Here is a 14140-nt window from a genome sequence, read left to right as displayed (position 1 = left end):
CCTCAGCCCCTACGTCTTGCACCGGAGGCAGCCCCGGAAGTCGGAGAGCCGGCGGCGACGGGGAGTGTCTGGGGTCCCTCGATGTGCTGCTGGAGCTCGGCAAGCTGACCGGCGATACAGCGGGCGTATGTGGAAAGCAGGACCGGGACGCTGTTGCCGGCCCATTCGGCGACCTGAGCTGGCGGTATGCCGTTGTTGAGCCAGGTTGTCAGGCAGGTGTGCCGGAGGTCGTACACACGCTTACCGACGGGCGACGTGAACTCATGGTCGGGCAGGACGGCCTCACGGGCCTTGGCCCAGGCCCGCCGGTAGACGGAGCCGGCGAGGAGGCCGCCCTTCTCACCGGAGAAGAGGAGATCGCCGGGCTTGAGCTCGTCGCGGGCGACGAGGGCACGGAGGAGCGCGACCAGTGCAGGGTGGATGGGGACGGTGCGGGTGTCACCGGACGCCCGTCCCTTGAGGTCGCGGGTCTCGTGGACCTCGCCGTCGTCGGTCCAGTGGCTGCCGACCTCGGGCTCGGCGGTGTGCACCCGGAGCTCGCCCCAGCCGTTCGGCGGGAGCACGGCGTCCTCGACTCGCAGCGCGACCGCTTCCTCGGGGCGCAGCCCTGCGTAGTAGAGGGTCGCGAAGAAGGGCATGAGCCGGTGACCGGTGCGGGGGCGGGCCGCGATCCAGGTGAGCAGGGCGGCCACTTGGTGGGGATTGAGGAGGGAGCGCTTGTCGACGGCGCCGGACGTCCTCGGGGCCGTGTTCTCGCCCTTCCCCTTGGGCATGGGGTTGGACTCGAGGACGTTCTGGCGGACGGCGTAGTTGAGGACGACGTTCAGGATCCGGCGGTAGCGCTTGGCCGAGCTGGCGGCGGCCGGCGTGCCGTCGAGCATGGTGTCGAGGGCCTGGAGGACGGCGTCGACGTACTTGCTGTCCTCCCAGGCGCTCATCGGCAGCGAGTTGCGCCGGACCCAAGCCAAGATCGCCCGGTACTCGGGCGGGGCCTCGTCCCGGCGGTTCCTGTTGAAGGCGTACTCGCGCAGCGCCTTGCGGACGTCGACGCCCTCGTACTGGACGGGCTCGGTCCGCAGGAGCGCGAGCGTGACCTTGGTCAGGGCCTTGGCGGTGCTGATGCGGTTGTTCGCCGAGATCCGTGGCCACTTCATGTCGACGTACTGCAGGGCGAAGTCGTACCAGGTGGTCCCGGCCGCCGGTGCTGCGTGGGAGACCGGCCGACCGGTGCTCTGGTCGAAGGGCTCACCGTTGTTGGCGGCGACGAGGAGGGTGGCGCGAAAGGAGTCTGCGGCAGCGCTCGTCTTGAAGGTCTCTCCGTGGCGCTGGCCGTCGACCGACCATCGCACGGTGTAGGTGGTGCCGCGCTTCCCCTTGTAGACCTCGGTCTTACGGAACCGGACCTTGTAGGACCGATTGGTCACGCAGCGGCCTCACAGTCGGTGAGCCAGTTCTCCAGGTCGCTGCGGCGAACGCGCAGGCTGCCGTTCGGGAGTTTCACGCAGCGGGGTGCGCGTCCTTTCTGGCGCCAGTCGTAGAAGGTCGACCGGGAAATACGGAGCTCTTCGCAGAGCTCGTCGACGGCGAGCTTTTCTTCGGAGCGGCGGGTGGTGGTTATCGGGGGTCGACGCAAGGTGTCTCTTTCGGGAAAAGGGCATGGCTCTGGCAGGGACCGGCACGACGGGCGTTCCGGGACGCACAATGATCCGGAGAATCCCCGGTTAGGGAAACCGGGGATCGTCGGCTATGTTTCGCCCAGTCCGGCCACCCCTGAGCACGTGAGGGCCTCGACGAGAAGCATCTGCGGGGCAATTCCGAGGGCTGCGGCGATGGCGACGAGGTCGTCGATGTCGCAGCGGCGGACGGTGCGTTCGATGCGGGAGAGCGCGGTGAAGGTCATGGGCCGGCCGAGTGCGGTGACGCGGGCGGCGAGCTGGCGCTGGGAGTAGCCGCGGGCGGTGCGGGTGCGTTCGATGGCGTGAGCGGCGGCGTGGCCGGCGGGTCCGATGACGAGAGGGCGTGGCGGCATGGGTGGTGTTGTAGCTTGCACGCCCGCCGGTCCGGAAGGGGATTCCTGTCTGCCGTGAGCGATGCGGACCGCATAGCAATTTCCGTCGGTGATTTCGCCAACCGGGAATTCGGCCCTACAGTGACCGAACCCGTCGGCGCGGTACGCCGGAAAGTTGCTCAGAATTCCCAGAAAAGTCTGGACTTCTGCGCACCAGGTGTGGCTGTGTTGGCCATGCACCCCGGCGACACCGGATTCCCCTCCCCCTCCCGAAAGGTGGTCGATCGCCATCGCCCGTATCCGCACCATCAAGCCCGAGGCGTTCTCGTCCGAGTCGCTCGCGGCGGTGTCCCTGTCCGCCGAGCGGACCTTCTTCGGGCTGCTCACCCAGGCCGACGATCAGGGCCGGTTCCGCGACCAGGCCGCCGTCATCGCCGGCCAGCTGTGGTCGCTGCGCCGCGAGCACGGCCCCGAGGCGGTCGAGGACGACCTCATCCAGCTCGACGGGGCCGGGCTGATCTGCCGGTACGAGGGCGGAGACGGCAAGCGGTACCTGCACATCGTCACCTTCGCCCAGCACCAGAAGATCAACCGGCCCAGCGGTGTCCGCACTTCCCCGTGCCCGCACCATGATCTCGGGATTCCGCGCGAGCCCTCACCGCAGATGCGGGGAACCCTCGCGGAGACTTCCGCGAGTCGTCCAGGAGGACTCACTGAGCCTTCCGTGACACGACCGGGAGGATTGACCGAGCCCTCCGTGGACGGCGAATCCGCAGGTCAGGCCCGATTCCATGAGCACTCGCCGCAGTCTCATGGAGGACTCCCCGAGCCCTCCATGAGCCCTCACCGTCCGGATCTAGGACCTAGGAACAGGGATCTAGGATCTACTCCGTTGGGGGCGCGAGCGCCCCCGCGCCCGACTCGGTCTCGGCGAAGGATCTGATCGGCGAGTACGCCGCCGCGTGCCCTCATCGCCCGCCACAGGACGTGCTCGGCCACCTCGGCCGCGAGGTGAACAAGCTCCTCGACGAGGGCATCGCCCCGGACCACATCCGCGCTGGCCTCGACCGCCACCGCGCCAAGGGCCTGCACGCGAGCCTCGTGCACGAGACCATGAACGCCACCCCCGCCGCCGCTGCTCACAGGCCGTGGACCAACCCCACCGACACCGCCGCTGCCTACGGAGGCGACCTCTGACCACCACCGCCCTCACCCGCGCTCCGCAGCAGCCCGCCCGGATCACCGGCCGGCTCGGCGACATCCTGGCCCGGCGCGGCATCGCCCCCGGCACTGCCGCCCAGGAGCCAGTACCTGAGCCGGGTCACTGCACTGGAACTGGCCGATGCCCGTATCCCCGCCCGCTATCGCCACGCCCTCGCCGACCACCCCCAGATCACCGCCTGGGTGGACGAGATCGCCCGCGCCGGACGCCCCGGCCCCGCCGGCGCACCGGGCATCGCGGAAGGGCCTTCGCTGCGGATCGTCGGCCCGACCGGTACCGGCAAGACCCACCAGGCGTACGGAGCCGTCCGCGCCCTGCTGGCCGCCGGGGTCCGCCTGCGGTGGGAAGCCGTCACCGCCGCCGACCTGTACGCCCGCCTACGCCCCCGTCCGGGCTTCGACAGTGAGCGCGACCTGCAGGGCCTGATGCGCTGCCCGCTGCTGCTCCTGGACGACCTCGGCGCGGCGAAGAGCAGCGAGTGGACCGAGGAGCTCACCTACCGGCTGATCAACCACCGGTACGAGCACCTGCGCCCCACCCTGATCACCAGCAACCTCACCACCGAGACCCTGCGGGCGGCCCTCGGTGACCGCGTCGCCTCCCGCCTGGCTCAGATGACCGAGCGCGTCACCCTCGACGGCCCCGACCGCCGCCGCACCAGACCCGCCGCCTGACGCCCGCCGCTCTATCGCGGCCCCTCTCCCGGCTATCCGGTCCCATCGCCACGGACACCTCGCCATCACGCCCTGCCCTGCCCTGCCCTGCCCTTGGAGCATCTCCGCTTGACCACGCCTTCCCCTGCCCCGCACCCCGCCGACCGGTACGTCCTCCTCTCCGCCGGTGCCGTGATCATCGCCCTTACCGCCGTATCTTTCTGGCTCTCCTGCGCCCACCTCGCCGAGGTCGCCGGAGAACACGGCCTCGGCAACTCCCCCGCCCGCATGTGGGCCTGGCCCGCCACCCTCGACGCCTTCGTCGTCGCCGGGGAACTCCTCATGCTTCGGGCCGGCCTGCAACGCAAGCCCGACTGGTGGGCCTTCGCCCTCACCGCCACCGGTTCCCTCAGCTCCATCGCCCTCAACGTCGCAGGCGTCACCGGCACCCGTGATCCCGCCGACGTCCCCGTCCTTGACTACGTCGTCGCCGCCGTACCCCCGACCGCTGCCCTCCTCGCCTTCGGCGTCCTCATGCGCCAGATCCACCAGCACCTCGCACACCCGAACCCCGAGGCCAGCCCGACCCAACTCCAGACAGCCGGGCCTGCGGTGGCCGCGCACCCGCAGGAAGGGGACCGACCCCGCCCGCACCCCGCCCCCACCCCATCCGTCGCCAAGGAGACGTCCGACAGCGAGCCCCCGGTACGTCCGCGCAAGGTCGGCCGTCCCACGACTGGAGACCTTGACGAGTTCGTCCGGATCGTCGAGCAGATGGAAGGCGAGCGGAACCGGGACACCATCCGGGCAACCCTCCGGGCCGTCGGCCACACCATCAGCAACGAGCGGCTCACGGAACTCCAGAAGCTCCTTGGCGGGACGGCCCCCAAGGGGCCGTCCGAAACCCCCGAGGACCACTGACCGGAAATAACCGGAGGTCAACCCGATTCCGGTCGGTCCGGGTCACCCCAACCCGGACCGACCGGCCCGTCCCCTCCGCGTTTCCGGACAGCCTCCAGCCCCGTCAAGACGTCCACGAAGCACGGCCTTCCACTCCCGCCGCCCCACCGAAGGATCCCCACATGACACCCGCCCTCCAACGCCCCACCCCTGCCTCGACGATCCCGGCCCAGCCGAACAACCGGCCCGCACTGCCGCAGAAACCCACCCGCGCTGCCCCAGACGGAGCAAGTTGGGGCGGAAGCAGTGCTTCCGCCGTACCCGCCCCCGAAGGGGCGGGAGAGGACCTGCGCCAGGGGGCGCAAGTCCTGGAGGCTTCGACCGGGGGCGGATCGAAGCCGGGGAAGGAGGAGGAGCCGAAGTCCCGCCGTCGCGAGCGCCGTGCCCGTCAGCGTCCGCGTCAGCCGCCCGCGAAGAAGCGTCATCACCAGCACTCGACCCGTTTCAACGACGACGAGTACGCGCTCGTCGCCACCGCCGCCGCCCAGTGCCATCTGACCGTCGCCGGCTTCCTCGCCCGTGCAGCCCTCGCCGCCGCCCGCGACCTCGACCGCACCAGCGCCGAGATCGCCACCGACCGCGACATACTCACCGCGCTGTTCGACAGCCGGCGCAAGCTCGGCTGAGCCGGCAGCAACCTCAACCAGGTTGTGAAGGCCCTCAACTCAGACGCGGACACACCTCAGCTGGAGGCCGCCACCGCAGCGGTCCGGCGAGCCGCCGACGCCGTGCACGCCGCCGCGACCAGCATCCTCGAACGACAGCAGGCGGCGTGATCCCCAGCATCAACCCACCCGGCGACCGGACCATCGGCCTGCTCGCCTACCTCTACGGCCCTGGCAGACGCGAGGAGCACGTCGAGCCGCACCTCGTCGCCTCGTTCGACGGCATGGCCCCCGACCCCGGCCGCGACCCGAACGCCACGCTGAAGGCTCTCCAGCAGCTCCTCGACCAGCCAGTCCAAGCTCTGCCGGAGCACGCCCGTCCCGCCAAGCATGTCTGGCACACCTCCGTCCGCACCGCGCCCGGCGACCGGATGCTGTCCGACGAGGAGTGGGCCGAGGTGGCCCGCCGGATCGTCGCCGCCACCGGCATCGACCCCGGCGAGGGGCAGCCCGGCTGCCGCTGGGCCGCTGTACGGCACGCGAACGACCACATCCACATCGTCGCCACCCTCGTGTGCGAGGACGGCACCCGGCCCGACGACTTCCGCTCCGGCAAACGTGCCCAGGCCGAGGCTCGGCTCATCGAGAAGGAACTCGGCCTGCACCAGGTCGTGCCCGGCGACGGCACCGCTGCCCAGCGGCCCACCAGCGCCGAACGGCACAAGGCCGAACGGCAGGGACGCGAGCGCACCGCCCGCGAGGAACTCCGCGAGACCGTACGACGGGCCGTGGCCGGCGCGACCGGCGACGAGGAGTTCTTCGACCGCCTGGCCGCCGCCGGCCTCCTGGTCAAGAAGCGCGTCGCTCCCTCCGGCGACCTGCTCGGCTACAAGATCGCCTTGCCCGACGACCGCAACAAGGACGGCGAGCCCGTCTACTACCCCGGCGCCCGCCTCGCCCCCGACCTCTCCCTGCCCCGGATCCGCGAACGCTGGTCCATGGACCAGCCCGAGTCTCCACCGCCTCCCGGGCCGATGGCACCGTCCGCCGCACGTCGGCGTGCAGCAGCTGCGCTCTCAGATGCGGTCCTCGTCGTCCACCACGGCGAGGACGCCGTCGCCGCCGCGCACATCACCGCCGCCGGAGAAGTCCTCGACGCGCTCGCCAAGACCTCCGCCGCCCACACCCGCCACCAACTACGAGAGGCTGCCGAGGCATTCGAGCGTGCGTCCCGCTCCCATATCCGCGCCGCACGCGGACACGACCAGGCATTGCGGCAGGCCGCCCGCGAACTCGTCCGCGGCGGGCCGGCCCTCGGCCGCGGCGAGGACGGCGCCGCCACGGCCATGGCGATCGACATGCTGTTTTTCCTGATCATCGCCGTCGCGCACTGGCATGCCAGGAAGGGCCACGCCCAACAGGCCGAAGCAGCCCACCGGGCCGCCGAGCACCTACGTGGTGCCTACCGGGTCGCCGCCGAGCAGCCGCTCGCCGTCCTCCACCAGCGCGGTCGGAGCCTCGCCCGCCCACTGTTGGAAAGACAGGCCGACGCCGTGCGGGCGGCGATGCCGGAGCTGGCTGAGCAGGTACTGGCTGAGCCCGGCTGGCCGTCCCTCGCCGCCACACTCGCTGACGCCGAGGCCGTCGGCCACATCTCCACCGACCTTCTTGCCCGCGTGGCAGGACGCCGTGAGCTGGGCACCGCAGAGTCGGTCAGCGACGTACTGGTGTGGCGCGTACGGAGGATGGCCGATCTGCCCGCCGACTCGTATCCCGAGTACGTGACCGCTGCCGGCCTCCAACGTGATTCTGCCGTGCCAGGGACAGCCGATGCGCTGGGAGCCAGCACCACAAACGGCCCCGTCCGACGACGCTAAGCCGCAGGTCGAGCGGCGCAACATAGCTGAGAATCCCCGGTTAGCCTAACCGGGGATTCTCCGCACCATGGACCTATCAGCACCCACCCCACCATGTGAGGAGTACACCCTTGCCCGAAACCGATTCCTACCTCCGCGCCGACGTCTTCACCCTGCTCGTCGACACCGACTTCCGGCTCCGTCCCGACACCAGCACCTTCTCCCACTACGACGGCCGCCCCTTCACCGACGAGGAACAGGCCACCGTCCTCCTGGCCAACCGGGACGAGCTCGAAGCAACCCTCGAGGTTCGCCTCCTCATCGACACCGAGATCCAGAAGAAGGTGGGAACCGCCGGGCTGAACATCGTCCTGGCCCCGTACGACGACCAGCCCAACGAGGACTTCACGCTCGGAGACGTGATCACCCACCGGCCACAGGATGGCCCCTCCGACATCGAGCGCCTCGCCTACGTGATGAACGGGTTCGTCCCCGACGAGCAGTAACACCAGCCCCAGGCACCTGAGCCCGTAGCACCGGTCGACCCGACAGCAGGCTGGCCTGGGAACCTCGCACAACACGAACGGCAGCCGGGATCATCCGCGGCTGCCGTTCGTGTCGGAGGCACCCGCCCAGGGCACCGATCAGCTGGTGGGTGTCGCCCGTAATGCCAGTGAGGCGGACGTGCGGGAAGGCATCTCCGGCAGGTCCTTCAGGGCCTGTCTGCCCTGTCGGCGGCCAGGAGGCTCGCAGCCTCTTCGGCGCAGCCCCACGAGAGCGTGACGCCGGCGCCTCCGTGCCCGTAGTTGTGCACCACCACGGTGCGTCCGCCGCCCGCTCCGCCTCCACGCGCACCATGGCCCGGGTCGGCCGGGCGCCGAGCCGGTGCTCCAGGACACGGGCCTTGGCGAGACGGGGTTCGCCTCGACACAGCGAGCGAGGATTCCGGCTGCCGCCTTCTCGTCGGGGGCAAGGCTGCCTTCGCCGTCGAGAGCGGTGCCGCCCAGGACGACGATGTCGCCGTGGGGGTAGAAGCACAACAGGTCTTGTGAAAGGCCGGTGTCCTCGGAGAAGAACTCGGTCAGCCCCGGGTTGGTGACGACGACGTGCTGGCTGCGGATGGGCCGCAGGTCATGGTCCGGGACCAGTTCCTGGGCACCCAGGCCCGTGCAGTTGACGATCAAGGCAGCGGGGCCAATGTCCGCAAGCGAGGCCAGGCGCCGCCGCTCGACCGTTCCTCCAGCGGCGTCGAGCCGGCGCAGGAGGTAGGCGAGGTAGGTGGGCATGTCGATCAGCGGCACCGTGAACCGGTAGCCCACCGAAAACCCGGCCGGCAGTTCGGCCGGCTCACACGGCCGGAAACCGGGCAGGGTGGTGGCCCACTCCGGTGGCACCTCGGCCCTGCGGGACGCCTCGATGCCGCTGGTGAGCCGGACGCCCGTGGACGGGTCCTCCGCCAGCTTGCGGAAGATCTCCAGGGACTGCTGCCCCCACTGGTCGACCTTTTCCTTCGGCTCGGTCAGGTACCGCCCCCACATCGCCCCGGCCGCCAGCGAGGTGACGCCCGGCACCTGCTCGGCGATCACATGCACCGAGGCTCCGGCCTCGGCCAGGACGACAGCGGTGGTGAGCCCTGCCACTCCAGCCCCGACAACGACAAACCGCACCTCACGCTTCAAGAACGCGACGGAGCTCACGAGAGTAGAGCCCCATCGAGGTAGTTCTGCACCGGCCCGAACAGCCCATGCGGCACGTACTGCGGGATCTCGCCGTGCGTGGCCCAGGCCAGGCCGGCCACCTCATCAGCACTCGCCACGACCGCCTGGCCGCCGACGGGGCGGCATGCGATGTAGTGGATCTCCCGGCCTGTCATGGGGTGCACCCGTTGTCCCAGCACCCTCTCGGGCACCACCAGGAGCCCGGTCTCTTCCTCGGTCTCACGTACTGCGGCCGCCCCTTCCGCCACACGTCGCCGCACAAGCAGGACTCGCTCGCCCCGCACGACGACGGCAGCGGCGACCGCGCTCTGGGCCTCGACCGACACGAAGATCCCCTACCGTCGTACCTGGATCAGCGCGTGCGTTCCACTCGTACGCCAGGCAGCCCCCGACCGTTCGAGCCCGTCCAGCACTTCCTGCTCCAAACCGACGATGACGTCGGACTTCAGGGTCCGGAGCGCCGCGACGGCCCCCGGAAAGTACGCGGTGAGATCGGCGAAAGACGCCTTGGCGTCCCACAGCCGGTCGCCCACCAGGCGCCGGTAGTTGAGGTCGCCCTTCAAGATGGTGAGCGTGGCGCTCTCGAACTCATCGCGGAGGTCCTCGGGCATGTCCTCGTACGGCAGCGGAGCGCAGAAGAACGGGTGGGTGCGGACCTCCAGGCTTCCTGCCGCCATGGCCTTCCACAGCCGGTCTCCGATTGCACTGGCTTCGCCGGGTGCCTCGGTGAGGCGGCGGAGGCAGTCGACGACGTCGGCCGTCATCGCGTCGGAGACGTAGTAGGGGTACGGCTTGAGGTGAAGCACGACCTGTCCGGCATGCCGCTGTTGGAGGAGGTGGTCGATGAGGATCAGGTCCGGAATCAGCTCGCGCCCTGCATTGTCCGCCACCACGGCGACGGTCGAGGAGCCCCCGACGGGCAGCAGCTGCCACAACAATGCGCTGTCGTCGGCCACCAGCGCGGAGGCAGCGGCGTCACCGGCCACCGGCTCCCCCGCCTCCGCCGAGACGCGGAAGCCGAGGTCCGCGCGGTTGCCCCAGAGCGACGCGTGGAGCAGGGCCGTAGCCCGCTCATCCGCCGGAACGCCCGCGAGCGCGTCCAGGGCCCGCAGTTCCTCCTCCACGGCCTCGCCGCGCAGTTCGGCCCGCTTGAACGGCGCGAACGGGTCGACTCCCTGCCATGGGCTGGCGCCGAAGTACCCGACCGCGCCGAGGAGCCTGCGGTAGAAGTAGCCCTCCGCCCACAGGAACGGGGCGTCGTACCAGGAGTGTCCGAAGCACTCCTTCCCCCAGTCCGCCCAGCGCTCACGATCGTGATCCGCGGGGGCGAGAGGTTCGATGACGCCGTTGGTGGTCTCGTCCAGCAGGGCGTCGAGGGCCTCGTGCTGTCGGCGGCCGTACGGGAAGGCGTCTCGCACCTGCTGGATGAGGGCAGGATGGCGCTTGGCAAGCACACCCCAGGCGAACGAGCCGGGCTCGTTGCTCAGGATGACCGGCGCACCGGTCGCATCGCCCGAGACACGGGAGGTCTTCTCTGTCATGGTGTCCAAGCCCTTCGCATTTCGCTCACCTGTCCATGATCCCCAGGGCCACGACGCCGGCCGCACTCCCCACCAGCACCTCACCCGTCGCCGGCTCGAAGGCCGCGCAGTGCAGTGAGGCGTCCACCCGGACCTTGGCGATCTGTCGCTGTTCGCCGAGTGACCACACGCGCACCGTCCCGTCCGCCGCAGCCGACACGAGGCGGTCCTCGTCGCTCATGAAGCCCAACATGAGGATGCGGCCCGTGTGGCCGGAGAGGTGGGAGGTGAACCGGTCCGTCCCCAGGTGCCGTACCGCGATGTCCCCAGTTCCCGCCCCGACCGCCAGGCGGTTGCCCGGACCGTCCACGGTGACGGCGCGAGCCCATCCGCTGGGGCTGCTGAACCGGCTTCTGAACTCCCCGGTGGGGGCGTGCCAGACGCGTACCGAGCCGTCGCCACCGCAGGCGGCCAGGACGTCTCCGCTGTCGTCGAAGGAGAGCGACCGCAGCCGACCGGCGTGGACGTCCTGGCTCCACGACAGCGTCCCGGTGGGGAGATCCCAGCACCGGATGTGTCCGTCGCCCGTGCTCGCGGCGATACGAGGCGTCGAACGGGCCATCGCCACGGCCCAGGTACGCGGGGTGTCCTGGTTCAGGGTGAGTGACCAGGCCGTGTCCGGCAGAGACCAGACCCTGACCGCCCCGTCGCCGCAGGCCGCGGCAACGTGCTCATCGCCGCAGGCCAGGGACCAGACGCGTCCATGGGCTGCGGGCAGCCTCCGGCCGACTGTCGCGGTCGCGGTGTCGACGACGTCGACGCCGCCGGCCCCGTCGCCGACCACGGCGGTACGTCCACCAGCCGCGAACTGCGTGGACCACACGGTGTTCGAGCCGCCGGCCAGGGTCCTGAGCCTGCTCTTCCCCACGGTCCAGACGCGGACGGCGCCGTCCTCGCATCCGGCGATCACGGTGCCGTCGCCCGTTCTGGCAAGTGAACGCACCCAGTCCACGCCCGGCGGGAGCTGCGTCTCGCCTACCGGGTTCTCCGCCGAGAACGCCTGGATCCTCGGCTCCTCGGTGGCGGCGACGAGGACGTCGTCGTGCGGGGACGGGGCGACGGCGCGCACGCGCGCCTTGAGACCGGTCAGCTGGCGGACGAGCGCGAGTTTCCCGTCGGCCACGTCCCATACGGCTACGGAACGGTCACCGGACCCGGAGGCCAGGAGGGACGAACCCGGGGTGAAAGCCACGGAGCGGACCCAGTCCCGGTGTGCCGCGCGTTCGTCCAGGAGGCGGCCGGTGCGCAGGTCGAAGAGTCGGACGAACTCATCCTCGCCGGCCACGGCCACGAGTGAGTCGGAGTCCCCGCCGACCGCCACGGACCAGACGGGGGTGCCGGCCGCCCGCATCGTACGCAGGAGCACGAGCCGCTCCAGATCCCATGCGCATACGGCTCCGTCTTCGGCGCCGGAGACCAGGACGGCGTCGGCCGAGGAGAAGGCGAGGCTGCGGATACGGCGGTTGTGCCCGGGCAGCACCCCGACGGGTTCGCCGGTGTCCGTGCGCCACAGCCTGATCGCACCGTCGTCCCCCGCCGAGGCGAGGACCGTCCCGTCCGCGGAGAGGGCGGTGGCGAACACCCACCCCGTATGGGCCTCGTGGGCTCGGAGGAGTCGGCCCGTGTTCAGGTTCCAGAGCCTGACCACCCCGTCCTCGCCACCCGACGCCACGAGGTCTCGGACGGCGGACACGCTGACGACCGCACCGATGTGACCGCGCTCCGTCGTCGTCTCGGGGCTTTCCTCCGGGGGCAACAGCCACCTCGGGGCGAGCACCGTCCCCTCCCCCGCCGCACCTTCCAGGGTTCGGGTGGCCTCGGGAGAGAACGCACGCCGCAGCACGACCGAGAGAGTCGAGGCGATGTCTGCCGGGCTCTCCAGCCCGCTCAGCAGATACCCGGCGCCGGTCAGGGCTCGGGCGGTCGCCCACTCCGGGTGCTGCGGGTGACCGGCATCGTGCCGCCCGGGCAGGGCGTCGAGTGCGGCGGCGTCCGCGGTCAGAGACTGGTGCCCGACGAGTGCGACCTTGCGCATGACGTACGTCGGCGAGGCCAGCAGGCTGACGAGTTCGGCGTCGAGGCCGGCCTCACGCAGGTGGTAGGGAAGGTGACGCCACAGGTATCCCTCGCCCTCGTCGAGGGTCTCCCAGGCGCCCTCCGCGCTCTGCCGGTACGCCTCGATCAGGGACCGGTGAAGGGCCGCCCACTGCTCGCCGACCAGATGGCGCAGGTAGGACCGGAACACGTCGTGCAGCACGATGGCGTTCCGGTCGGCCAGGTAGGCGCCGATCAGGGATCGGTCGGACAGCACCCGGCAGAACTGGCGGACCACGTGGGGGGCCCATCCGTTCGCGGTGCCCCACCAGTGGGTGAGCACCGACATGGGGATCGGCACCGACGGAGGGAACACGGCCAGGGAGAGGTACCGGTCCCGCAGGTCCGTGCGACCGGCGATCGAGACGCTCTCCGCGAGGCTGCGGAGGCTGGACTCGAGCGCCTGCCCGATGGCGTTCTTACGCTGGTCGGAGTCCCAGACGTCGAACGCCTGGGGACCGTGCGCGCGGATCGTCGCGCTCGTCTCCGTGACGGCGCGGCCGGCCGGGGCGCCGAAGCCGACCTCCTGCGAGACGTTCGCGCCGACGATCGAAGCGAGCAGCGGCCATCCTCCACACACGCCTGCGAGGCGTGCGGCCTCGGCGTCGTCCAGGGCCCCGACGTTACGGACGAGCAGTTCGCGGATCTCCCCCGGCGCCATGGGCCCCAGGCGTACGACTCGGGCGGAGCTGGGGCACACGCGCACGTTCCTCGTGGTCACGAGCCGTACGCAGTCCTCGCCGCCAAGCAGGAAGGGGCCGAGGTCGGTGGCGGACCAGACGTTGTCGACGACGAGGAGCGCACGTCGTCCCCGGAGCAGACGGGCGAGGTGGAAGCCGGCCTGTTCCGGGTCCGCGAGGGACGGACGGTTGCCGTCGAGGTGGACGCACAGGTCTGAGATCAGCTCGACGACCCTGGCGGCCGTACATCCCTCGCCGGTCTCCACCCAGAGGATCTCCGAGAAGGAGTCCCGTACGCGGGGGTCGTGGCACACCTGCGTGGCCAGCGTCGTCTTCCCGAACCCGCCGGGGCCGCACAGGGCGACCGTGGCGACGGTGTCGTCCTGCGTCGCCTCCCGGAGTACGGAGACGAGCCCTTCGAGATCTTCGGACCTGTGCACCAAGCCGGGCTCCGGAACGGGTATCGGGAGGTAGTCGTCCGGTGTCGGCGCGGCCTCGGGCGTCGGAACACCGACGGAGTCCCAGAAGCGCTGCCGCACCTCCGCGTCGCTCCGTTCCAACGCCGTGTCGAGTAACGCCTGGGAGTCCGGTGCGACGACGATCTCCTCGCCCCGGGCCTCCCAGTTGGACACCGTCCGGTCGCTGACGCCGAGGTAGGACGCGAAGCCACGCACGCTCCGTCGCGTCGCGAGCCGCAGAGCACGCGCCTCCCGTCCGGTCCAGCGCTGCACCGTGGCCACCTGAGCTCCTTCGACCGACACCGA

Annotated in this window: 11 protein-coding genes and 3 pseudogenes; 7 read left to right on the top strand and 7 right to left on the bottom strand. The window is 70.6% G+C overall.

The features are described from left to right. Positions 1 to 2 precede the first annotated feature (2 nt). The 3 genes from ACIO92_RS04975 to ACIO92_RS04965 form a co-directional block, all read right to left on the bottom strand. Positions 3 to 1424: a tyrosine-type recombinase/integrase gene (locus ACIO92_RS04975; protein WP_402282270.1), complete on the bottom strand. Its 1422-nt coding sequence runs from the start codon at positions 1422 to 1424 to the stop codon at positions 3 to 5. Further along, a complete protein-coding gene (locus ACIO92_RS04970) occupies positions 1421 to 1633 on the bottom strand; it encodes a helix-turn-helix transcriptional regulator (protein WP_402282268.1) in 213 nt (70 codons plus the stop codon). Before ACIO92_RS04970 ends, ACIO92_RS04975 begins: the two co-directional genes overlap by 4 nt. Before the next feature lie 111 nt (positions 1634 to 1744). Beyond that, a complete protein-coding gene (locus ACIO92_RS04965) occupies positions 1745 to 2029 on the bottom strand; it encodes a helix-turn-helix domain-containing protein (protein ID WP_402282266.1) in 285 nt (94 codons plus the stop codon). Between the two features lie 268 nt (positions 2030 to 2297). On the opposite strand from ACIO92_RS04965, the pseudogene ACIO92_RS04960 reads away from it, so the two are divergent. The 7 genes and pseudogenes from ACIO92_RS04960 (at position 2298) to ACIO92_RS04930 (ending at position 7810) form a co-directional block, all read left to right on the top strand. Then, a pseudogene (locus tag ACIO92_RS04960) lies at positions 2298 to 3205 on the top strand (hypothetical protein). Then, positions 3202 to 3904, top strand: a pseudogene (locus ACIO92_RS04955) (ATP-binding protein). Before ACIO92_RS04960 ends, ACIO92_RS04955 begins: the two co-directional pseudogenes overlap by 4 nt. A gap of 108 nt (positions 3905 to 4012) precedes the next feature. Continuing rightward, positions 4013 to 4804: a DUF2637 domain-containing protein gene (locus ACIO92_RS04950; protein WP_402282264.1), complete on the top strand. Its 792-nt coding sequence runs from the start codon at positions 4013 to 4015 to the stop codon at positions 4802 to 4804. A gap of 161 nt (positions 4805 to 4965) precedes the next feature. Beyond that, positions 4966 to 5469, top strand: coding sequence for a hypothetical protein (locus tag ACIO92_RS04945; protein WP_402282262.1), 504 nt, complete (start codon positions 4966 to 4968; stop codon positions 5467 to 5469). A gap of 24 nt (positions 5470 to 5493) precedes the next feature. Further along, complete coding sequence (locus ACIO92_RS04940) at positions 5494 to 5619, top strand: hypothetical protein (RefSeq protein WP_402282260.1); 126 nt, start codon at positions 5494 to 5496, stop codon at positions 5617 to 5619. Further along, positions 5616 to 7325 carry a relaxase/mobilization nuclease domain-containing protein gene (locus tag ACIO92_RS04935; RefSeq protein ID WP_402282257.1) on the top strand — a complete coding sequence of 570 codons (1710 nt, stop codon included), beginning with the start codon at positions 5616 to 5618 and terminating at the stop codon, positions 7323 to 7325. The genes ACIO92_RS04940 and ACIO92_RS04935 overlap by 4 nt, the downstream gene beginning before the upstream one ends. Before the next feature lie 110 nt (positions 7326 to 7435). Further along, positions 7436 to 7810: a hypothetical protein gene (locus ACIO92_RS04930; protein WP_402282255.1), complete on the top strand. Its 375-nt coding sequence runs from the start codon at positions 7436 to 7438 to the stop codon at positions 7808 to 7810. Between the two features lie 206 nt (positions 7811 to 8016). Here the strand turns inward: ACIO92_RS04930 and ACIO92_RS04925 are convergent. The 4 genes and pseudogenes from ACIO92_RS04925 to ACIO92_RS04910 all read right to left on the bottom strand — a co-directional run bounded on the left by ACIO92_RS04925 (position 8017) and on the right by ACIO92_RS04910 (position 14116). Then, positions 8017 to 8983, bottom strand: a pseudogene (locus ACIO92_RS04925) (FAD-dependent oxidoreductase). 14 nt (positions 8984 to 8997) lie between these two features. After that, a complete protein-coding gene (locus ACIO92_RS04920; protein WP_402282493.1) occupies positions 8998 to 9354 on the bottom strand; it encodes an NUDIX domain-containing protein in 357 nt (118 codons plus the stop codon). Positions 9355 to 9357: 3 nt separating this feature from the next. Next, positions 9358 to 10563: a damage-control phosphatase ARMT1 family protein gene (locus ACIO92_RS04915; protein ID WP_402282253.1), complete on the bottom strand. Its 1206-nt coding sequence runs from the start codon at positions 10561 to 10563 to the stop codon at positions 9358 to 9360. 25 nt (positions 10564 to 10588) lie between these two features. After that, positions 10589 to 14116, bottom strand: coding sequence for an NB-ARC domain-containing protein (locus ACIO92_RS04910; RefSeq protein WP_402282251.1), 3528 nt, complete (start codon positions 14114 to 14116; stop codon positions 10589 to 10591). Positions 14117 to 14140 lie beyond the last annotated feature (24 nt).

Origin of the sequence: Streptomyces sp. NPDC087215 (assembly GCF_044744885.1) — a bacterium.
Lineage (GTDB): Bacteria > Actinomycetota > Actinomycetes > Streptomycetales > Streptomycetaceae > Streptomyces.
This window is presented reverse-complemented; position numbering and strand designations above follow the sequence as displayed.